General features: G+C 66.7%; 15 protein-coding genes, 1 tRNA gene and 1 pseudogene. 13 read left to right on the top strand and 4 right to left on the bottom strand.

Annotation, left to right across the window (positions count from 1 at the left end):
• The 5 genes and pseudogenes from ACFWMR_RS07550 to ACFWMR_RS07530 form a co-directional block, all read left to right on the top strand.
• Positions 1–196 (top strand): annotated as a pseudogene (locus tag ACFWMR_RS07550) (PPOX class F420-dependent oxidoreductase); the annotation flags it as partial.
• Between the two features lie 230 nt (positions 197–426).
• Complete coding sequence (locus ACFWMR_RS07545; protein ID WP_378377793.1) at positions 427–2532, top strand: alpha-galactosidase; 2106 nt, start codon at positions 427–429, stop codon at positions 2530–2532.
• A 129-nt stretch (positions 2533–2661) separates the two neighbouring features.
• Positions 2662–3933, top strand: a complete 1272-nt coding sequence (locus ACFWMR_RS07540; protein ID WP_378377792.1) for an ABC transporter substrate-binding protein — start codon at positions 2662–2664, stop codon at positions 3931–3933.
• A 7-nt stretch (positions 3934–3940) separates the two neighbouring features.
• Positions 3941–4828: a carbohydrate ABC transporter permease gene (locus ACFWMR_RS07535; protein WP_378377791.1), complete on the top strand. Its 888-nt coding sequence runs from the start codon at positions 3941–3943 to the stop codon at positions 4826–4828.
• Entirely contained in the window at positions 4825–5655 is an 831-nt protein-coding gene (locus tag ACFWMR_RS07530) for a carbohydrate ABC transporter permease (RefSeq protein WP_378377790.1), read from the top strand. Before ACFWMR_RS07535 ends, ACFWMR_RS07530 begins: the two co-directional genes overlap by 4 nt.
• Positions 5656–5743: 88 nt before the next feature.
• On the opposite strand, the gene ACFWMR_RS07525 is transcribed toward ACFWMR_RS07530, so the two are convergent.
• The gene (locus ACFWMR_RS07525) at positions 5744–7381 is read right to left on the bottom strand and encodes an ABC-F family ATP-binding cassette domain-containing protein (protein ID WP_378377789.1); all 1638 of its coding nucleotides are present in this window, start codon (positions 7379–7381) and stop codon (positions 5744–5746) included.
• 147 nt (positions 7382–7528) lie between these two features.
• On the opposite strand from ACFWMR_RS07525, the gene ACFWMR_RS07520 reads away from it, so the two are divergent.
• Both ACFWMR_RS07520 and ACFWMR_RS07515 read left to right on the top strand, forming a co-directional pair.
• On the top strand, positions 7529–8419 hold the full coding sequence (locus tag ACFWMR_RS07520) for a PaaX family transcriptional regulator (protein ID WP_093932140.1): 891 nt from the start codon (positions 7529–7531) through the stop codon (positions 8417–8419).
• Positions 8420–8456: 37 nt separating this feature from the next.
• The gene (locus ACFWMR_RS07515; RefSeq protein WP_378377788.1) at positions 8457–9236 is read left to right on the top strand and encodes an enoyl-CoA hydratase/isomerase family protein; all 780 of its coding nucleotides are present in this window, start codon (positions 8457–8459) and stop codon (positions 9234–9236) included.
• Positions 9237–9240: 4 nt separating this feature from the next.
• Here ACFWMR_RS07515 and ACFWMR_RS07510 read toward each other — a convergent pair whose 3' ends face one another.
• Entirely contained in the window at positions 9241–10149 is a 909-nt protein-coding gene (locus ACFWMR_RS07510) for a CU044_5270 family protein (RefSeq protein ID WP_378377787.1), read from the bottom strand.
• The gene (locus ACFWMR_RS07505; protein ID WP_378377786.1) at positions 10142–10744 is read right to left on the bottom strand and encodes an RNA polymerase sigma factor; all 603 of its coding nucleotides are present in this window, start codon (positions 10742–10744) and stop codon (positions 10142–10144) included. Before ACFWMR_RS07505 ends, ACFWMR_RS07510 begins: the two co-directional genes overlap by 8 nt.
• Positions 10745–10962: 218 nt before the next feature.
• Here ACFWMR_RS07505 and ACFWMR_RS07500 point away from each other — a divergent pair, with 218 nt between their 5' ends.
• The 4 genes from ACFWMR_RS07500 to ACFWMR_RS07485 all read left to right on the top strand — a co-directional run bounded on the left by ACFWMR_RS07500 (position 10963) and on the right by ACFWMR_RS07485 (position 15872).
• Positions 10963–13179, top strand: coding sequence for a glycosyl hydrolase family 18 protein (locus tag ACFWMR_RS07500; RefSeq protein WP_378377785.1), 2217 nt, complete (start codon positions 10963–10965; stop codon positions 13177–13179).
• A gap of 128 nt (positions 13180–13307) precedes the next feature.
• A complete protein-coding gene (locus ACFWMR_RS07495; RefSeq protein WP_378377784.1) occupies positions 13308–14333 on the top strand; it encodes a lactonase family protein in 1026 nt (341 codons plus the stop codon).
• Between the two features lie 156 nt (positions 14334–14489).
• Positions 14490–15659: an alginate lyase family protein gene (locus ACFWMR_RS07490; protein WP_378377783.1), complete on the top strand. Its 1170-nt coding sequence runs from the start codon at positions 14490–14492 to the stop codon at positions 15657–15659.
• A gap of 139 nt (positions 15660–15798) precedes the next feature.
• Positions 15799–15872: transfer RNA gene (locus ACFWMR_RS07485), tRNA-Pro, on the top strand.
• A 132-nt stretch (positions 15873–16004) separates the two neighbouring features.
• On the opposite strand, the gene ACFWMR_RS07480 is transcribed toward ACFWMR_RS07485, so the two are convergent.
• Positions 16005–17411, bottom strand: a complete 1407-nt coding sequence (locus ACFWMR_RS07480; protein WP_378377782.1) for a tyrosine-type recombinase/integrase — start codon at positions 17409–17411, stop codon at positions 16005–16007.
• A gap of 728 nt (positions 17412–18139) precedes the next feature.
• On the opposite strand from ACFWMR_RS07480, the gene ACFWMR_RS07475 reads away from it, so the two are divergent.
• Both ACFWMR_RS07475 and ACFWMR_RS07470 read left to right on the top strand, forming a co-directional pair.
• Entirely contained in the window at positions 18140–18469 is a 330-nt protein-coding gene (locus tag ACFWMR_RS07475; protein WP_378377781.1) for a trypco2 family protein, read from the top strand.
• Positions 18470–18499: 30 nt separating this feature from the next.
• The coding region (locus ACFWMR_RS07470) for a trypsin-like serine peptidase (protein WP_378377780.1) at positions 18500–20731 on the top strand (2232 nt) is incomplete at its 3' end.

The raw sequence follows: 20731 nt of genomic DNA, 5'->3' as shown, positions 1-20731 counted from the left end.
CGTCGAAGGCGTCGCGGAGATCGTTTCCGACCCCGACGGGGTGCGGGCGGGTTCGTCGCTGATCGCCGAGCGTTATCTCGGGGAGGCCGGACCGGAGGCGACCGAGGGCTGGATGGCTTACGCGACGTCACCGGGAAAGGTGATCGTGCGGGTGCGGCCGGAGAAAATCGTGGCGATCGCGAAGGTCGGCGGCTGACCGGCGATCCGTGACTCGCGTGCTTCGGGGCCGGAACTCGCGTGACTGGACCCGGGACTCGCGTGCTCGGGGCCGGAACTCGGGTGTGCGGCCCCTGATCACGCGAGTTCCGTCTCCAAGCACGCGAGTCCCGTGCTCACGCACGCGAGTCCCGTCTCTGATCACCACCTCATGTACCGCCGAGCGGGAGCCACCTGGCCGCCGCCGGGATTCGACGTCAGGATGGCGGCGTGGCAGAGATCGTTCACGACGCGAGCACCCGGTCCTGGCTCATCCGCACCGCGGCCACGAGTTACGCGCTACGGCTGACCGAAGACGACACGCCCTCCCACGTCTACTGGGGCCCGGCGCTCACCGCGGACCAGCTCGCCGACGTCCTTCCCAGCACCAAGGAACGCTGGGACGCGTTCAACGATCCCAACGAGGGTCTCGACGAACTCGCCGCGGACGGCGGCACCCGCTACTGGACCCCCGCCCTCCAGCTCCGGTTCGCCGACGGGACCCGCGCCCTCGAATGGCGCTACCTCTCCCACGACATCGACGGCGGACGGCTGCTCGTCCACTTCCGCGATCGCCACTACCCTCTGCGGATCACGCTGGGCTACCGCGTCCCGGCCGGCACCGACGTCATCGAACGGTGGACCGAACTCACCCACGACGGCCCGGACGGCCCGATCGAGGTCATCCGCGCCGACTCGGCGACCTGGGTCGTGCCGCCCCGGCCGGACTACCGGATCAGTCACGTCACCGGACGCTGGGCCGCCGAGAGCCAGTTGCTCCGCGAGCCTGTCCCCCACGGTGAGACCACGTTCGGCAGCAGGCGCGGCATCACCAGCCATCACGCCAATCCGTGGGTGATGCTCGACGACGGCGAAGCGACCGAACGGCACGGAGAGGTCTACAGCGCCGCGCTCGCGTGGAGCGGTTCCTGGCGGATCACCACCACCCGTTCGTCCACCGGCAGGCTCACCGTCACCGGTGGCTTCGGCCAGGACGGCGTCGTCCCCCGGCTCGCCCCCGGTGAAACGCTCGCCACGCCGGTTTTCGCCGGGCTGTACACCGACGGCGGGTTCGGCGCCGCGAGCCGCGCCTGGCACGCGTACACCCTCGACCACGTCCTCCCGCATCCCGGCGAACTCCGGCCGGTGCTCTACAACTCCTGGGAGGCAACGGGTTTCGACGTCACCGAGGCCGGGCAACGCGAGCTGGCCGAGAAGGCCGCGGCACTCGGTGTCGAACTGTTCGTGATGGACGACGGCTGGTTCGGCGCCCGCGACGGTGACCACGCCGGCCTCGGTGACTGGCACGTCAATCGAGACAAGTTCCCCGATGGCCTCGAACCCTTGGTCGCCGAAGTGCGCCGGCTGGGCATGAAGTTCGGGCTCTGGGTCGAACCCGAGATGGTCAACCCGGACAGCGAGCTGTACCGCGCGCACCCGGACTGGGTCCTGCACCATCCACAGAGGACACGCTCGGAGCTGCGACGGCAACTGGTGCTCAATTTCGCCCGCCCGGACGTCGCCCAATGGGCGTTCGACACGCTCGACGCTCTCGTCGGCGAGCACGGGATCGATTTCCTGAAATGGGACATGAACCGCCCGTTCAGCGAGGCGGGCTGGCCTGGCGACGGCGACCAGGACCGGCTCTGGGTGGAGCACACCCGCGCGGTCTACGGGATCATGGACCGCTTGCGCGCGGCCCATCCCGGGTTGCGGATCGAGGCGTGCAGCGGCGGCGGCGGGCGGATCGACCTCGGCGTCATGGCCAGGACGGACCAGGTCTGGACCTCCGACAACACCGACGCGCTCGACAGGCTCGTCATCCAGCACGGCTACGGCCAGGTGTACCCGGCGCGCGCGATGTCGGCGTGGGTCACCGACGATCCCAACTTCGTCACCCGCCGGTCCACCCCGCTGCGTTTCCGGTTCCATGTGGCGATGGCGGGGGTGCTCGGCATCGGCGGCGACATCGTCGAGTGGTCCGAGGGGGACCTCGGCTACGCGCGCGAACAGATCGCGCTGTACAAGGAGATCCGGCCGGTCGTCCAGCACGGCAGGCTCCACCGGCTGGTGCCGCCCGCCACCGATGGCGTGTCCGCGGTGCAGTACGTGGCGGACGACGGTGGGCGCACGGTGGTGTTCGTGTTCCGGCAAGCGGCACATTTCCACACTCACGAACGACCGATCCGGCTCGACGGCCTCGATCCCTCCGCCCGGTACCGCGACGAGGACACCGGACAGGTCCGGCACGGCGCCGCGCTGCTGGCACACGGCCTGTTCCCAGGCCTGCCGGACGGCGATTTCGCCAGCGCGGTGATCCGGCTCGCGAGGCTCTGAGTGCCAGAATAGATCAGATGTATGACCCCATTTCGCCGCCAAACGACGCATCCGACCGCTTGACATCGCCTTAGACATCCGATCGAATGCCGTCGTCTGTGCGACGCCGCGAGAAGGGGTGACTGGGGCATGAAAAGGTCCTTCGCGTTGGGAGCGGCGCTACTCCTCGCCGCGAGTCTCACCGGCTGCACGGTCGGCGGCGGGACGAGTGCCTCCGACGGCGAGATCACTTTCCTGACGTTCGAAACGCCGAATCTGCCACCGTCCTATTGGGACTCCGCCATCAAGCGCGTCACGGAGCGGAATCCCGGCGTCAGGGTGAAGAAGCTGGTCGCCCCGTCCACCGATCGCACCGGCTACGCCAAGCAGCTCCTGCAATCCGGTCAGTTCCCCGACGTCGCGATCGCCGTCGACTCGGCCGGATTCGCCGAATCGGGCAACCTCTACGCGTGGACACCCGAGGAGCTCAAGGACTTCCAGTTCCCCGGCGCCAACCCGATCAAGGGCGGACACCACCAGCTGCCCGCCAACACCCAGACCATCCCGCCGATCTATTACAACAAGAAGCTCTTCGCCGACGCCGGGATCACAGCGGCGCCGTCGACCTGGAACGAACTGCTCGCCGCGTCGGAGAAGCTGAAGGCGAAGGGCGTCACGCCGTTCACCATCGGCGGCGGCAAGGAGGGGTTCCCGTCCGCGATGCTGCTGGACGGCCTGGTCAGCGTCGAGGTCTACGGCAAGACCCCGGACTGGCTTTCCCAGCGCCGGGCCGACAAGGTCAAGTTCGCCGACCCTGCCTTCCAGCAGGCGTTCGGCAAGTTCGCCGACCTGGTCGCCAAGGGCTACGTCGACAAGACCCAGGTCTCGCGCGACTACTCGGCGACCGAGGCGGCCTTCCTCAACGGCGAAGGCGCGATGTACCCCATGGGCAACTGGTTCGCCGCCAGCGCCGACGCGAAGAAGCCGTCGTTCGAGATCGGTGTCTTCAATTTCCCCTCCGAGGACGGGAAACTCGTCGTTCCCGCCTATACCGGCGGCGGCATCGTGGTCAACGCCAAGTCCCCGAACCTCGACGCGGCACGGAAGTTCGCGCTCGCGTTCCAACTCGACAAGGAGCAGATCGACGCCTCGGTCAAGGCCGACGGCCTGTTCCCCGCGATCAAGGGCTACACCCCGCCTTCCGACGTCGGCCCGGTCTTCAAGGCAGGCTACGACCTCTACCAGGAGGCCGTGGCGAAGAACGCCGTCGTGAACGCGTTCAGCTGGGAAACCGCGGACGACGGACTCCTGCCGGGGATGAAGGACAAGGTCTACCAGGCCGCGCAGGACGTCATCACCGGCCGCAAGACTGTGGCCGACGCGTGCGCGTTCCTGGACTCCGAGTGGGCGAAGGCGCGCTGACCCCGCGATGGCGAGAAAACCTGTGTGGGCGCGGGTGTGGCATTTCGCCTCGTTCGGCGCCCCCGGCGTCGTCATCTATCTCTGCTTCGTCATGGCGCCGATCCTCATCAGCTTCGGCTACAGCCTGACGAACCACAATCCGTTCAACCCGCCCTCGGAGTTCGTGGGGCTCGAGAACTACAAGCTGCTCTTCCAGGACGAGCAGTTCCTGACCGCGCTCCGGGTCACCACGATCCTGACCCTGATCGTGGTGGTCGTGCCGAACGTGCTCGGACTCGGTGTCGCGTTGCTGCTCGACCGGAAAGGCTGGCTGTACAACGCTTTGCGGAGCGTGTTCTTCACGCCCGTGATCCTCAGCTCGGTCGTGGTCAGCATCGTCTGGACGAAACTGCTCGACGACCGGGGCCCGGTCAACGACGTCCTCCGCGCCCTCGGCGTCGAGCATCCGCCGGGCTGGCTTTCGGACCCGGACCTCGCGCTGTACTCGGTCGCGTCGATCGTGTGCTGGCAGATGCTGGGGTTCTGCGTGGTCGTCTATCTCGCGGGCCTGCAAGGCGTCCCGGCCGAGCTGCTGGAAGCGGCGGAGATCGACGGCGCCGGACCGGTGCGGCGCTTCCGCGCAGTGACCTGGCCGTTGCTCGCGCCGTCGCTGACCATCAACACCGTCGTCCTGCTGATCTCGGCGTTCAAGACCTACGACTACGTCAAGGTCGTCACCAACGGCGGGCCGGGCTCGGGGACCACCGCGACCATCGCGTTCAACGTCCTCGCCACCGGCCTCGACGCGAACCACGTCGGCTACGCGTCCGCGATGGCCGTGGTGATGCTGGTGATCGTGGCGACACTGACCACGATCGTGCTGCGCTTCCTGCGGCGGCGGGAGGTGGACCTGTGACCACAAAGGACGGTTCGTGGCTGCGGCCCACCGTGGCGATCTTGGCGAGCGCGATCTTCTTCGTCCCGCTGTACTACGTGCTCGTCAACGTCTTCAAACCCGGAGACCTGATCGCCCAGGAGCCGGCGTCCGTCCCGCTGCCACCGACGCTGACCAACATCCACGCCGTGCTCACCCGGCCCGACGGCCTGTTCTGGGTGAGCTTGGCGAACAGCATGCTCGTCACCCTGCTGTCCATCATCGTGCTGACGGTGCTTACGGCCATGCTCGGGCACTACCTGGCGCGCTCGGACAGACGATGGACCAAGGTGCTCGCGCTGATCCTGCTGGCAGGCTTGATGATCCCGCCGCAGGTGATCCTGATCCCGGTCACCGAGGTGCTGCGGCTGACCGGGTTGATGGCGACGGTGCAGGGCCTGGTGCTGTTCAACGTCGGGTACTACGTGCCGTTCGGCGTCTTCGTGTTCACCGGGTTCATCCGCGGGGTGCCGGTGGAACTCGAGGAGGCCGCCCTGCTCGACGGCGCGAGCCGGGCCCAGGTGTTCTGGCGGATCGTGTTCCCCTTGCTGCGCCCGGCCACCGCGAGCGTGCTGATCTTCCTCGGGGTGTGGATCTGGAACGACTTCATCGACCCGCTGATCATCCTCGGCCCGAGTCAGGGAACCACGATCACCACCGGCATCTACCGCTCGATCGGCCAGTACCAGGCTGACCTCGGAAGCGTGTTCGCGCTGATGTTCCTGGCGACGCTGCCGGTGCTGATCTTCTACCTGGCGTTGCAGAAGCAGTTCGTGAAGGGGCTGACCGGCGGGGCGACCAAGGGCTGAGCCCCGCCCCTTCGCCTATGTCATGAAAGGGGCTTTCAAGACGTTTTTCGTCCTGAAAGCCCCTTTCATGACATCCGGAGCAGGCCGCTCAGAGCTCGGTGACCTTGCCTTCCGAGACCTCCAGCCGCCGCGTCGTCGCCACCGCGTCCAGCATCCGCCGGTCGTGCGTCACCAGCAGCAGCGTCCCCGGATAGTCCGACAGCGCCGACTCCAGCTGCTCGATCGCGGGCAGGTCGAGGTGGTTCGTCGGCTCGTCGAGCACCAGCAGGTTCACCCCGCGCGCCTGCAACAGCGCCAGCGCCGACCGCGTCCGCTCCCCCGGCGACAACGTGGCCGCCGACCGCAGGACGTGCGCGGCCTTCAGCCCGTATTTCGCCAGCAACGTCCGCACGTCGGCGTCGGCGAGTTCCGGGACCTCGCGGGCGAAGGCCTCGACGAGCGGGAGGTCGCCGAGGAACAGCTTCCGGGCCTGGTCGACCTCGCCGACCACGACACCCGAGCCGAGGGACGCGCCACCCTCGTCGACCGGCACCCGGCCGAGCAGGGCGGCGAGCAGGGTCGACTTCCCAGCTCCGTTGGCCCCGGTGATGGCGACCTTGTCCGCCCAGTCGATCTGCAGATCCACCGGACCGAGGGTGAATCCGCCCCGCCTCACCACCGCGCCGCGCAGGGTCGCCACGACCGCGCCCGCCCGGGGCGCGGCGGCGATCTCCATCCGCAGTTCCCATTCCTTGCGCGGTTCCTCGACGACGTCGAGCCGTTCGATCATGCGGTCGGTCTGGCGCGCCTTCGAGGCCTGCTTCTCCGTCGCCTCGCTCCGGAACTTGCGACCCACCTTGTCGTTGTCGGTGGCCTTGCGCCGGGCGTTCTTGACGCCCTTCTCCATCCACGAACGCTGCATCGCGCCACGGGCTTCGAGCGAGGCCTTGGTGTTCGCGTACTCCTCGTACTCCTCGCGGGCGTGCCGCCGCGCAACGGCACGCTCCTCCAGATACGACTCGTAGCCACCGCCGTAGGTCCGCACCTGCTGCTGGGCGTAGTCGAGTTCGACGACGCGGTCCACGGTGCGGGCGAGGAACTCCCGGTCATGGCTGACCAGCACGGTCCCGGCACGCAGCCCGGTCACGAACCGCTCCAGCCGTTCCAGGCCGTCGAGGTCGAGGTCGTTGGTCGGCTCGTCGAGCAGGAAGATGTCGTACCGGCTCAGCAGCAGCGAGGCCATCCCCGCGCGGGCCGCCTGCCCACCGGACAGCGAAAGCATCGGCTGGTCGAGGTTGACCGTGAGCCCGAGGTCCGCGACGACCTCGCCCGCCCGGTCGTCCAGATCCGCTCCGCCGAGCGCGAGCCAGCGGTCGAGCGCCACACCGTAGGCGTCGTCCGCGCCGGGTTCACCCGCGGTGAGCGCCTCGGTGGCGGCGTCGAGCGCGGCTTGCGCGGCGGTGACGCCGGTGCGGCGCGACAGGAACGCACGGACGGACTCACCCTCGCGGCGTTCCGGCTCCTGCGGGAGGTGACCGACGGTGGCCGTGGGCGGGTTCAGCCGGACACTGCCTTCTTCCGGCGGGACGAGGCCGCCGAGGGTCTTCAGCAGGGTCGATTTGCCCGCGCCGTTGACACCGACGAGACCGATCACTTCGCCCGGGGCGACGACCAGGTCGAGACCGGAGAACAGAACACGGTCGCCGTGGCCGGCGGCGAGATCCTTGGCAACGAGTGTGGCGCTCATGAGATCGGTAAGTCTACGGGGACCGATTGAACAGCTCGTGGTCCCTCGGAAGAGTGGCAAGTATCCAAGCGATCACGGAACGTGGGTAGCCTGGACGTTCTTCTGGACCCGAACGAATCCCCCGAGCATTGAGGTCGGTGACAGCAAATGGCGGACTCCGCCACCCCGGTCCCCGTCGTCCACCAGCAGAAAGGCGGTACCCGCAGGCCGACGCTGAGCAGGCGGCGCGAAGTCAGTCATGCCAGCGCGCGGTCGCTGCTGATGACGATCCTCGGCGAGTACGTCCTGCCACGTGACCAATCCATTTGGACATCGACGCTGGTCGAAGCACTGCGAGTGCTGGACATCGAGGAGAAGTCCGCCCGGCAGGCGCTGGCCCGGTCCTCAGCCGAGGGCTGGGTCGTTTCGGAACGCGTCGGGCGAAGAGTGCGCTGGTCGCTCACTCCACCAGGCAGACGGCTCCTCACCGAAGGCGCTGAACGGATCTACGCCTTCGGTAACGAGGAGAAGGCCTGGGACGACCGCTGGCTGATGCTCATCGTGTCGGTCCCCGAGGCGAAGCGGGATCTCCGGCACCGGCTGCGCACCCGCCTGACGTGGGCGGGCTTCGGTTCACCGGTGGCGGGAGTCTGGGTCAGCCCGGACCTCAGCCGTCAGCGGGAAGCCCAGCAGATAGTGCAGGAACTCGGCCTCGACGCGCAGGCGATGTCTTTCACCGCCGCGTACGGCGAAGTCGGCGATCAGGAGACGATGGTCGCCCGGTCCTGGGATCTCAGCGATCTGAAGGACCGCTACGAGGATTTCATCGACCGCTTCACCGGAACCCATCCGTCCGGTGAGCACGGTGTCTTGCGCGCGCAGACCGAATTGGTCCACGAATGGCGCAGCTTCCCGTTCCTGGACCCGCGCCTTCCGCTGAAACTTCTGCCGGACGGTTGGAGCGGCGTGCGCGCGGCGGACCTTTTCCACCGCAAGCACGTCGAATGGCGACCAGAAGCACAGGCGCAATGGGACGAACTCGCGGCGACCTCCGGCTAGGGTCACGGGAAAACGACCTACCGGGAGGTAACCCGCCTTGGCCACCTCGATCCGCCTCGACCGTGAAGACGACCTCGCCGTCCTGACCATCGCTTCGCCGCCCCTGAATCTCTACACGGCGGAACTCCAGGACGAACTCGGCGAGACGATCGGCGAACTGGAAGCCACGCCGCCACGCGCGGCCCTGATCCGGGCCGAAGGCAAGATCGTCAGCGGTGGTGTCGACGTCTCCCTGTTCGACGCCCAGACCGACGCCGCCGAGGCCAAGGTGCTCTTCGACGAGATGCTGGCGATCCCGGACCGGATCGCCGCACTCCCGTTCCCCACCGTGTTCGCCGCCCACGGCCTGTGCCTGACCTGGGCCTTCGAAGTCGCGGTCGCCTGCGACATCATCCTCGCGAGCGAGAAGGCCAAGTTCGGCCTGGTCGAGCGGGTCGTCGGCCTGACCCCGACCATGGGCGGCACACAGCGGCTCGCCGCCCGGGCGGGCGTCGGCCGCGCCAAGGAATTCGTGATGACCGGCGCGACCTACGACGCCGCGACCCTCGAACGCTGGAACGTGGTGAACCGGGTGCTCCCGGCGGACGGCTTCGACGAGGCCGCACGCGCCTTCGCGACCGACCTCGCGCAGGGGCCGACCCGGGCGCACGCGGCCACCAAGAAGGTCCTCGAGCACTACGAGCACGGCGGCGTCGCCGAGGCGAACGAACACATCACGACGATCGCCGCCGGGCTCTTCGACACCGAGGACCTGCGCGGCACGGTGAAGTCGTTCCTCGCCGACGGGCCCGGCAAGGCGACCTTCACCGGCCGCTGATCCGCTACGGGCGCTGACCGACCGCGTCCACCACCCCGGACGCGGTCACGGCTGTCCCGTTCCCGCCCAGGTACAGGAACGTGTCAGCGGCGAAGACGATCATTGTCGGTTTCGCCACCTTGGGGTCGTCCTCCGGCCTGAGCGGCCAGGTGATGCCCACACCGGACCTGCCCGCCGCGTCCTTGACGTGGTCGACGGCGCGAAGACCGGGCACCTTGGCCGCCGCGCCGTACAGGGCCGCCCGGACGGCGGCCGGAAGGTAGGTTTCGTTCGCCAGCGCGAAGACGTCATTGCCCATCGCGTTGTAATCGCCCTTCTCACCGCTGTGGTCGGCGTTGTCGCCGTTGAGGTGGGCGAACATCGCCTCCACGTCGGTGGGGAGATCCGGCCGGTAACCGGGCCGCGGTGTGCACGGCTCCGTGACGCCCTTGAGCGGTTCGGCGCCCTTGTACACCTGCGCGCGCCCGTTCCGGCAGCCCGGAACCAGATCGGCACTGCCGTCCGGCATCTTGATCAACCCGTCGTGGGTGCCGTCCGCCGAAAGCCACGATTCCCGCACGCCGTCGGACTGCTTGGTCTTCGTATAGACGAACTGGCCCGGTTTCGGCGACTTGTCCGGCGCCTTCAGCGCGGCCGCGGCGGCGGCACGCAGCACGGCCACGGGATCCGCGGCGGCCGTGGGCGGTTCCATCCCCGCCGGGGCGAGCGCCACGACGGCGGTGATGGCCGCGGCCAGACCCGCCGCACCCACCCCGGTCCAGACCCAGCGCCGCCGATTCTTCAGCGGTGCCACGTTTTCCGTTTCGGTGGCGGCGATTTCGGCCATCAAACGCGCGCGTGCCGCGCCGAGCGCGTCGGATTCCGCGAGAGGCACCGAGCCGGTCCGCTCGGCGATCAGCTGCAACTCATCCATGGGTGAAGATCTCCTTCGAAGTCGTGGCGTCCGGGCGGCCGAGCGCCTCGCGGACCTTCCGGCGGGCGCGATTGAGCCGCGAGCGAACGGTGCCGAGCGGGATGTCCAGCGCGGCGGCGATCTCCTCGTAGCTCAGGCCTTCGCCTGCGAACAGCGTGAGCGTGTCCCGGTCACCGTCGGCCAGTTCCGCCAGCGCGGCGTCGAGCAACTTCCCCATCGCCCCGGCGGTCACCTGGTCGGCGACACGTTCGGCATGCCCTTCTTCATCGGGCGGCGGGCCCAACGCTTCCCGCAGTTTCAGCTCCCTGACCTCGTCACGGCGCCGCTGTGCCACCAGATTCGTCGCGATGCCGTAGAGCCACGGCCGGGCGTCGCGGCGCGCGGTGTCGTACCCCTCGCGTTTGCGGAAGGCCACCAGGAACGCCTCCCCCAAGGCATCATCGGCGGCGGCCGGCCCGATGCGTCTGACCAGGTAGCGATGGATGTGCGCGGCATGTCGGTCGAAGATCGCGGCGAACCAGTCCGGGCTGGTCACCGACCTCCCGATCAACTCCGCGTCCTCCAGATCGCCAGGATCCACCCTGGATGTGCTCATGAACCACCCTTCGCCTTCGTCAGTGTCACCTGTTGTCCGCATTCGGCGTCGAACAGGTTCACGACCGACGAATCGGTCTAGACCTTTTATGCGTGCCGCGCTACATTCATCTGTGGTCTAGACCACACGCGCCATTTCCGAGCAGGTCAGTCTCGCCGCCTCTTTTGGAGAGAACCGCCATGAGACGCATCAGAAAACGACTACTCAGCGCACTCACCGTGACACTCCTCGCTGCCGGGCTCCTCGTAGCCGCGGGTACTCCGGCGCTGGCGGCGGGCCGCCTCCGCGCCGCTTTCGCCTTGGCCGGGAACACCGGTGAGTACACCGTCACCAACCCCAGCAGCGAAACCGTCGCCGACTGGTCCATCACCTTCACCGTTCCCGCCGGCGTGACCGCCACGAGCGGCTCCCACGCCACCGTTTCCCAAGCGGGCAACCAGGTCACCCTCACCCCGGCGTTCTACATCAAGTCACTCGGGCCGGGCCGCTCGACCTATCCGTACAGCCCGTCGTTCCAGCTCAGTTCCGGGGTCACCCCGAGCACCTGCCGGATCGACGACGCCAACTGCGACGGTACGGGCGACGCGCCGCCTGCCACCCCGGCCAACCTGCGCCTCGTGGCGAAGACGACCACGACCGCCGCACTGGCCTGGAACGCCTCGGCACCGGGCTCCCTGCCCGTCGCCGGCTACGACGTCTACCAGGGCACTACCCTGGCGACCTCGGTCACCGGCACCGAAGCGAGGATCACCGGGCTGACGCCGAACACGGCCTACAGCTTCACCGTCATCGCCAAGGACCGCAAGGACGCCAAATCCCCGCCCACCCCCGCCTTGGCGGTGACCACCAACAACCCGGGTGACGACACCCAGGCGCCGACCGCGCCGTCGAACCTCCGCTCGACCGCGGTCACTTCGAGTTCCGTCGCCCTGGCCTGGAGCGCGTCGACCGACAACACCGGCGTCGTCTCCTATGACGTCTACAACGGCGCGAATCTCGCCACCACGGTGACCGGGACGACCGCGACGGTGAGCGGGCTTTCACCGTCCACTTCGTACTCTTTCACGGTCAAGGCCCGTGACGGGTACGACAACGTCTCCGCGGCGAGCGCCGCCGTCAGCGCTCGCACCGGCGACATCGTCAACGGGTACGCCCGGGTCGGCTATTTCGTCCAGTGGGGCATCTACGGCCGCCAGTTCTTCGTCAAGAACCTGGTGTCCAACGGATCGGCCGCCAAGCTGACCCATCTGCTGTACGCCTTCGGGAACATCGACCCGGTCAACCACACCTGTCTTTCGGGTGTCACCAAGGGAACGACGTCGAATCCCCAGGACCCGAACCAGGGTGACGGCGCGGGCGACGCGGAAGCGGACTACTCGCGGCCGATGTCCGCGTCCCAGTCCGTCGACGGTGTCGGCGACACCGGCTGGGAGACGTTGCGCGGTAACTTCAACCAGCTGAAGAAGCTCAAGGCCAAGTACCCGAACCTGAAGGTGCTCATCTCCTTGGGTGGCTGGACCTACTCGAAGTACTTCTCCGACGTCGCGGCCACCGCCGCGTCGCGGCAGAAGTTCGTCGCGTCGTGCATCGACACGTACCTGAAGGGGAACGTGAAGGCGTACGGCGGTGCGGGCGGGCCGGGCACGGCCGCGGGCATCTTCGACGGCATCGACATCGACTGGGAGTGGCCGGGCAGTCCCGACGGGCACCCCGGGAACCACTGGAGCGCCAACGACAAGACGAACCTGACCGCCCTGCTGGCCGAGTTCCGCACGCAGATGGACGCCTACGGCGCGACCACCGGCAAGCGGTACGAGCTTCAGGCGTTCACCCCCGCCGACCCGGCGAAGGTGAGCGGCGGCTGGGAGATCCCGAAGATCTTCGACTACCTCGACGTCGCCAACGTGCAGGGCTACGACTTCCACGGCTCGGGCAGCGACAACTCGTGGGAGCCGAACATGACCGGTCACCAAGGGAACCTCTACGCCGACGCGGACGATCCGTACAAGTTCAAGTTCAGTGTCGAGTCGGCGATCAACGCCTACACCAGCGCCGGGGCGAATCCACGGAAACTGACCCTCGGGCTCGCCTTCTACGGGAGAGGCTGGCAAGGGGTCGCGGACGGCGGCAAGAAGGGCGAATGGCAAAGCGCGACAGGCGCCGCGCCAGGCCAGTTCGCCGAGGAAGCAGGTACTCGTGGCTACGCGAATCTCTTGGCCAGTGTCCCGAACTGCACCGTCCAGCACGACACCGCGGCCGTGGCCACGGCGTGTTACACGGGCAACGGCGGACAATGGTGGACCTTCGACGACGCCTGGTCCATCCAGCAGAAGGTCGCCTGGCTCAAGTCCAAGGGACTGCTCGGAGTCATGGCATGGGAGATGTCCGGTGACACCGGCGCGCTCATGACCACAGTGGACAACTCACTGAAGTAACGGCTCGCGGGTGGTGAGGACGGTTCTGACCCGTCCTCACCACCCACGATCCGAACCGAGTCCTTCGTCGCACGGGATGTGATCAAAGGGGGTTCTCCTCCACCTCGGCTTGCTGCACAGTGGGCTTCGTGACTACTGCGAACGATGACCGGACTCTGCTCGTGGTCGGCTCCTACACCGCCGCGAGCAACGGGAACGGCGAGGGAATCGGGACCTTCTGGCGCGACGGGCGGACCGGGGAGCTGACTCCGGCGGGCTCGCTCGAACTCGACTCACCGAGCTGGCTGACCCCGCATCCCACGCTTCCGGTTCTCTACGCCGTGAACGAGACGGCCGAAGGCGCGATCAGCACCGTGGCGGTCGCCGAAAACGGCACCTTGGAACTCCTGAACTCGCTCCCGACCGGCGGGGCGGATCCCTGCCATCTGGCGATCACTCCCGACGGCCGGTTCCTGTTGTGCGCCAACTACAGCGGCGGCAGCCTGGCCGCGTTCGCGCTGGGGCCGGACGGGATACCCACCGTGCGCACGGCACTCGTCCAGCACGAAGGCACCGGCCCCGTCGCCGACCGGCAGGAGGCGGCTCATGTGCACATGGCCGTGGTCGACGAGACCGGCACGCTGGTCAGCGCGGTCGATCTCGGTACCGACGAGATCCGCAGCTACCGCCTCGGAGAGGAAGGCGAGCTGATCCCGCTGTCGGTGTCGACGCTGCCCGCCGGGACCGGCCCCCGCCAGCTGGTCCGGCGCCCCGGCACGAATCACGCGTACGTCGTCGGAGAACTGGCCGCCTCGCTGCTGACAGTGCGCGAAGAGCCACCGGGCACGTTCTCCGTCGAAAACTCCACTCCCGCGACGCTCGCTCCCGGTGGTGACAATCTCCCAGGCCAGCTCACCCTGCACGGCGACCGGCTGTACCTCTCGAACCGGGGCCCCGAGAAGATCACGGAGTTCGCTTTCGACGGTGTCCTCCCGAAGGCCGTCGCCGACCATGGGACCGGCGAGTGGCCCCGGCATTTCTCCATCGTCGGCGAGCATTGTTATGTCGCTTCGCAGAGCGATGACGCGATCCGCGCGTACGACCTCGCGACCTGGCGCCTGATCGGCACTTATCCGGTCGGGAGCCCGGCTTTCGTCGCCCCTTGGCGACACTGATTCGTTCAGCGGGCTGAACACCTTTGTTCAGCCCGCTGAACAACGACGGATTTCTTTCTTTTCGAGGCGAATTAAGGTCTTGACGCAACTGGTTCAGACCATGACACTGAATCGCACGCCGCCGGTGACCTGGCTCACACCCGCCCGAGGAGAACCATGTCCCTACCGAAGAAACTGTTCGCCCTGGCCACGCTCGTCCCGTTGACACTGGGCCTTTTCAGCGCCCCGGCCCAGTCCGCGCCGGCCACCTTCACCCACCCCGGCGTGCTGGTCAGCCGACCGCAACTGGACTTCGTGCGCACCAAGGTCCAGGCCGGCGCGCAACCGTGGAAACAGGCCTACGACGCGATGATGTCGAGCCCGTACGCCTCACTGTCCCGGTCACCGAAACCACGCGCCGTCGTCGAATGCGGTCCCTATTCGAAGCCGAATCTCGGCTGTACCGATGAACGACAAGACGCGATCGCCGCGTACTCCCTTTCTCTCGCGTGGTACATCACCCGCGACGCGAAATACGCGACCAAGGCGATCGAGATCATGGACGCCTGGTCCGCGGTATTGAAAGATCACACGAACAGCAACGCGCCCCTGCAATCGGCCTGGTCGGCGTCGTCGTGGCCGCGCGCGGCGGAAATCATCAAGCACACCTACACGAGCTGGCCGAATTCCGGCCGCTTCGGCACCATGCTCCGGAACGTGTACCTGCCCAAGGTGATCAACGGCAGTCACAGTAACGGGAATTGGGAGCTCAGCATGACCGAGGCAGCGATCGGCATCGCCGTGTTCCTCGACGACAAAGCGAGCTACGACAAGGCTGTGGCGAAGTTCCGCACCCGCGTCCCCGCCTACCTCTACCTCACCGGCGACGGCGCGCTCCCGAAGACCGCGCCCGGCAGCGGCCTCGACACCCGCGACAAGATCGTGAAGTACTGGCAAGGCCAGACGACGTTCGTCAACGGTCTCTCGCAGGAGACGTGCCGGGACTTCACCCACACCGGCTATGGCCTCGCCGCCATCGCGAACTTCGCTGAGACCACCCGCATCCAGGGCCAGGACCTCTACCCCGAGATCGCCGACCGCCTCCGCGAGGGCCTCGGCTTCCACGCGAAGTACCAGATGGGCGCGGCTGTCCCGTCGTGGCTGTGCGGCGGCAGCCTGAAGCTCGGCCTCGGCCCGGTCACCGAGGTCGGCTACAACCACCTCCACACCCGCCTCGGGCTCACCATGAGCAACACCGAGGCACTCACCCTGCGCCAGCGGCCGGCGGGCACCAACAGCCTGTTCGTCTCGTGGCAGACCCTCACGCACGCCGACAACCCACAGTGACTCCGTGAGGGCCGCCTGATTGCGGCAGGGCGGCCCTCACGGTCCGTTTCCGCAGCTCAGACACACAGTGACCCCTGGTTGCAAGCCCGTATCCGGGACCCGCTAAAGTACTCACATCGCACTCCACGGAGTACGGGTCCGGGCTGTGGCGCAGTTTGGTAGCGCACTTGACTGGGGGTCAAGGGGTCGCAGGTTCGAATCCTGTCAGCCCGACCGGAAGACGAAGCCCCTGGCTTGTACCTCAGGTACAGGTCAGGGGCTCTTTCTTGTTCAGTTCAAAAGTCGCGGCGATGATCTTGAGCTGAAGTCTTTGTGGACCAGATCTGGTCCACAAAGACTTCCCTCTCACATCGCAGGTCGCTCGCGAACTTCCCTCAACGCAGTAAAGGCAGTCCCGCGCGAGACTCGCGCCAACTCGACGAGCTCGGGCACATTCGGAAGCTGGCCTGTCCGACGGAGGTGTCCCCTGGCGACCGCACGAGCACGCTCCCCCGGCCGGGCCGACGCCAGATCGAACAGTTCGGCAGACGGCTCGAGCTTCGACCTTGCGAGAACGGCCGAGTTCTCTGCCTCCTGAATCTGAAGGTAGTTCGAGAGCAGCTCGCCGGCGTCCGTCACGGTCTGGCGGCTCGGGTGCAGGTACCGCTGGGTTGTGGAGATCTGGCCATGACCGGCGATCTTCTGGAGGTGATGAATCGGGACTCCGGCATCGGCAAACCAGGTGAACGCCGTATGCCGGAGGTCGTGCCGGCGGAGGTGCTCGAAGCCAAGCTTGGTCACGACCTGATCCCACGAGGTGGCATCACGGAGAACCGCGGTCGTGATTCGCCCACCTTTCGGCCCGGTGAACAGCCGCGCTTCCTTGGTCCCGTCGGTCAAGGTGATGCGCCGTTCGACGAGCTCGCGAATCTCCTCGATCACTGGCACATCCCGGGCTCGCTTGCCCTTCGTGCCCTTGTCCATCAGACCGCCAGGACTGGGCGTGGTCTGGCGTCGCAGCTTCCAGATCCAGTCTTTCCGGTCGATGTCGCCAACCCTGCAACCGGAGATCTCGCCAATTCGCGCTCCGGTACATCCTGCGAAGAGGACGACCTCACCCCAGCCGATGTACTGCCCGTGCGACACCTCGACGAGCGCATCGGCAAGCCGGGAGAGTGTGGCCCAGTCCGGAAGGGCAAGCGCGCGCGGGTCATCGAGCTCGTCCTCGGCCTGATGAAACTGGCGTTGCCATCCGGTGATCTGAGCGGGATTCCGCTGAATGAGGTCGTCCCGCCTCGCTTGGTCCATTACCCGTACCAGGACCGAGATGCTGTTCTTGATAACAGACTTTCCCAGTCCGTCGCTGATCCAACCCAGGACAGCGCGGTCGACAACGCCGTAGGTGATCATGCGTACGGGGATGTGCCCCAGGGTGGGGACGACTCGCTTGCGCCATCCCGCGAGGTAGGGGTCGAGAGTCTTGAGCTCCAGCCCTCGCAGTGCGAGCTCCATAGAGGAGTTGCCGTACTCAGCCAGACTCATGTCCGCAATGGCAGGATCGAGTCCACCAGCCGCTGCACGGCGCATGTCGGCGATCCACTCGACGGCGGCTTCATATGTGATGTGCGACTTCGACAGCGACGGACGCTTCCCGGTCGCCGGGTCCTTCCAGCGAACGCGAGCCCGGAAGGGCTGCCGACCACCGGAGAGTTCCTCGATATCTTCTTTCAGCGCTACACCGAGCGGAGGTTTCTTGATCTTCTCGGCCGTCATGACAATCCCGTTCGTGTCGATCCCAGTTCATTGACGACCAGGCCGAGTAATTACCCGCGAACCTGGGCGCACTAAAGCACTCAAATTCCCGCGAGCAGCCAGTCGTTCCCCTTGAGATGGACCATAACTGAAAATGACCAAATTGAACCCGAAAACTCAAGAGAACCGGTTTCCACACTCGCAGTAATCGCACACTTTGCACGCGTCGCACATTTATCATGAAGCCAATTAAGTACGAGAGCTCAGCGCAAAACTAGACGAGTTCGTGGACCTGGCCGTGAGCCACGATTGCGAGCCATCGCGGAGTCGAGCATGAGCCTGCCGAAGTTCACCTCTCGCACTCGCCGCTCACGCAGGCCTTGTAACGACATGATCGTGTCGCGCGACTTCTACCCTCCGCAGACCTCGACCGTGGCGGCACCCGACACGCGCAGTGGACATGGCGACAGCCTTGCGCCCGAGGGCCGCTAACGAGGGTTCGAACCCCTGACCTTCTGTTTACAAGTTCCAGCGCTGCCGTGCGGATAGTCGGCGACCTGGGCATTCAGCGCATTCTGGGCGGCAAACTGGGCGTGCTCGGCGTAGCTGAGCACCAGTTCGTGGACCGAAGTGTGGACCAAGATCAACCTGATTCCCGCGTTCGATTGGGTGCATCGTTTGGCTCTATCCGATGTGCCTCCTGCGACGTCGGTGTAGCGCGCCGACCCGCTGGGACGACACTAGTGGTCATGGACATCGAGTTAGGGGACGCTGTCGCAGCCCTACGAGACGAACTGCTGGACGCCGCCGACCGCGCCGCCACCACCGAGGTCGAGTTCGCAGTGGGGCCGATCGAGCTGGAGTTCGCTGTTGAATTACGCAAGGACGCCAAGGCCAAGGCAGGATTCAAGGCGTGGGTCGTGTCAGCCGACGCTGAAGCTGGCGTGTCCCAGACGACCAAGCACAAAGTCACGGTGACGTTGAACCCGCGTAAACCGGGCGGCGGCGACTTGATCGTGTCGAGCAAAGCCGGCGGCGAGGACGGTCCTGGTGACGTTACCGGGCACATCGGTCGCTGACCGATTAGAGGTCAAAGGGAGGGCTTGAAGGTGGAGCGAGAGCGGGTTGTGGCCGTGTCCGGCCCCGGGGGTCAGGGCTCGGGCTACGTCATCGCGCCACAGTTGGTGCTGACCTCGGCCCACGTCGTCACCGCTCTTGAGGCATCGGTGACGGTGTTCCGCCCCGGCGGACGCGGCACCGCCACAGCGCGCCCGGTGTGGTGCGGAACCCCGGCAGGACGCGATGACGCCGCGCTGGTGCTGATCGACGATCCGACTTGGACACCACTACCCGACACTTGGATCGCATGGGGGCGCACCGTTACCTACCAGCCCGGAATCCCCTGCCAGGTCTGGGGAAGACCGCAGATCGTCCAACGCGACGCACAGCCACCCGATACCAGCCAGGTCACCGGCACCCTCAACCCAGGCAGCCGGATCATCGCCGACCGATACCAGATCGAACTCGACCTGTTCCCGCCCGAGGGCAACTCGCCATGGGCGGGGATGTCCGGCGCTGCAGTGTTCAGTGGCGACCTGCTCTGCGGAGTCGTCGCTGTCGACCCCGCCAACCGACAGCACGCGGCGCTGGAGGCAGTGCCCGCCTACGTCCTGCTCCACGACAAGACATTCGTGACCGCGCTGGCCGAACATGCGAGCGGAGACGCACCGCGATGTGAAGCTATCGAACTCCAGCCTCTGTCCGATGCCAGAAGTCACGTGTCGGCGGGACAGCCAGTCCGGTCGCCGGCGGCGTTGCTGACCGCGCACCGTGCGGTGGTCCCGTTCCGCGGCCGGGACGAGGTCCTGGATGACATGCATGCGTGGGCGGCAAAGCCCGGTGTCGGGGTGTGGCTACTGCACGGCCCGGGTGGCCAAGGCAAGACACGGCTCGCACACGAATTCGCTACCCAACTGGAGGAAAAAGGCTCGGCGTGGGCAACGGCCTGGCTGAACCCCAGTGCGGATGTCGCGAGTATTGGTGTGCTGGCGGCGCTGTCGTCGGCGACGCTGGTCGTGGTGGACTACGCGGAGAACCGGGCAGAGCAGCTCACCGCCCTGTTCACCGCGCTGTCTCGAGTCGGTTCGACCGAGGCAGTGAAGGTGCTGTTGCTGGCCCGAACCGCGGGTGCGTGGTGGGACGAGCTGACCGCGACCGGCGGAGACACCGTCCGCGACATCGCAGAGCTGGTCCGGCGTCAATCGCTGCCAGCCCTGGATACGACTCCGCAGGCACGCGCCCTGACCTATCAGGCGGCAGTAACCGCGTTCGCGACTGCGCTGCGCGCGGTGCCAAGCCTATCGGACCAGCCGTGGACTGAGATTGCAGCCACATTGCCCGAACCGGCTGACGTCCCCTCGACTGTGCTGGCAGTCCAGATGACCGCCCTTGCAGACCTGATCGACGCAGCAGCCTCCAGCCCCGTCGATCTTCAAACCGCACCAGACTCGACAGGGCCTGAGGACCGTGTGCTGACTCATGAGCGGGGATACTGGAAGTCCACCGCGACCGCCCAGGGATTACTACCGGGATTGACCTTGGCGACATTGACGGATCTCGTGATCGCCACCGCAGCACTAGGACCAAACACTGTCGACGACATCGGCGCCGTGGTGGCGCGAGTGCCGGGACTGGCCGATCAGTCTGCGGACCGGCAGACTGCGACACGCACGTGGCTGTTGAGCGTGTACCCCACCGATGATGACGGCACGTTCGTAGGACTGGTACCGGACCGGTTGGTTGAGCGACTGGTCGGCCGCTCAATCATGGACACCGGACGCACCTGTGTCGTGGAAAGTCTGGCGGCACAGGTCGATGCAGAGGAAGCCAAGCGGCTCTTGACGGTGTGCACTCGAGCGGCGGCACACACCGTTTTCAGCGCTCGTGTCGGCAACCAGGTGACGCAGTGGTGTGTCGAGCATGCAGACACACTGGCGGTGGCGGTGATTGACGTCGCAACACAGGTGGAGGCACCGCTGCCGCTGGTACGAGCTATCGACCAGATCACCGCCAACAACAGCGTGGATACCTCGCTTTTGGAGCGTATGAACGTAGCGTTCCCAGAGCGGAGTCAGATTCACGCCGAGGCCGCGGCGACGGTTGCCGAAATGTTGGTTGACCGTCAGCGGCAAGCCGTTGAGAACAATCCGGGCCTGGATGACCGCAAGCTAGGCTTATACCTGAACGCCTTCGCGGGCCGTCTCGGCATCCTGGGACGGTACGAAGAAGCACTCGAGGTCGTTACCGAGGCCATCACCGTGTACCGGCGGCTAGCCAAGCAG

The sequence above is a fragment of the Amycolatopsis thailandensis genome, assembly GCF_042723255.1.
Taxonomy (GTDB): domain Bacteria; phylum Actinomycetota; class Actinomycetes; order Mycobacteriales; family Pseudonocardiaceae; genus Amycolatopsis; species Amycolatopsis thailandensis.
This window is presented reverse-complemented; position numbering and strand designations above follow the sequence as displayed.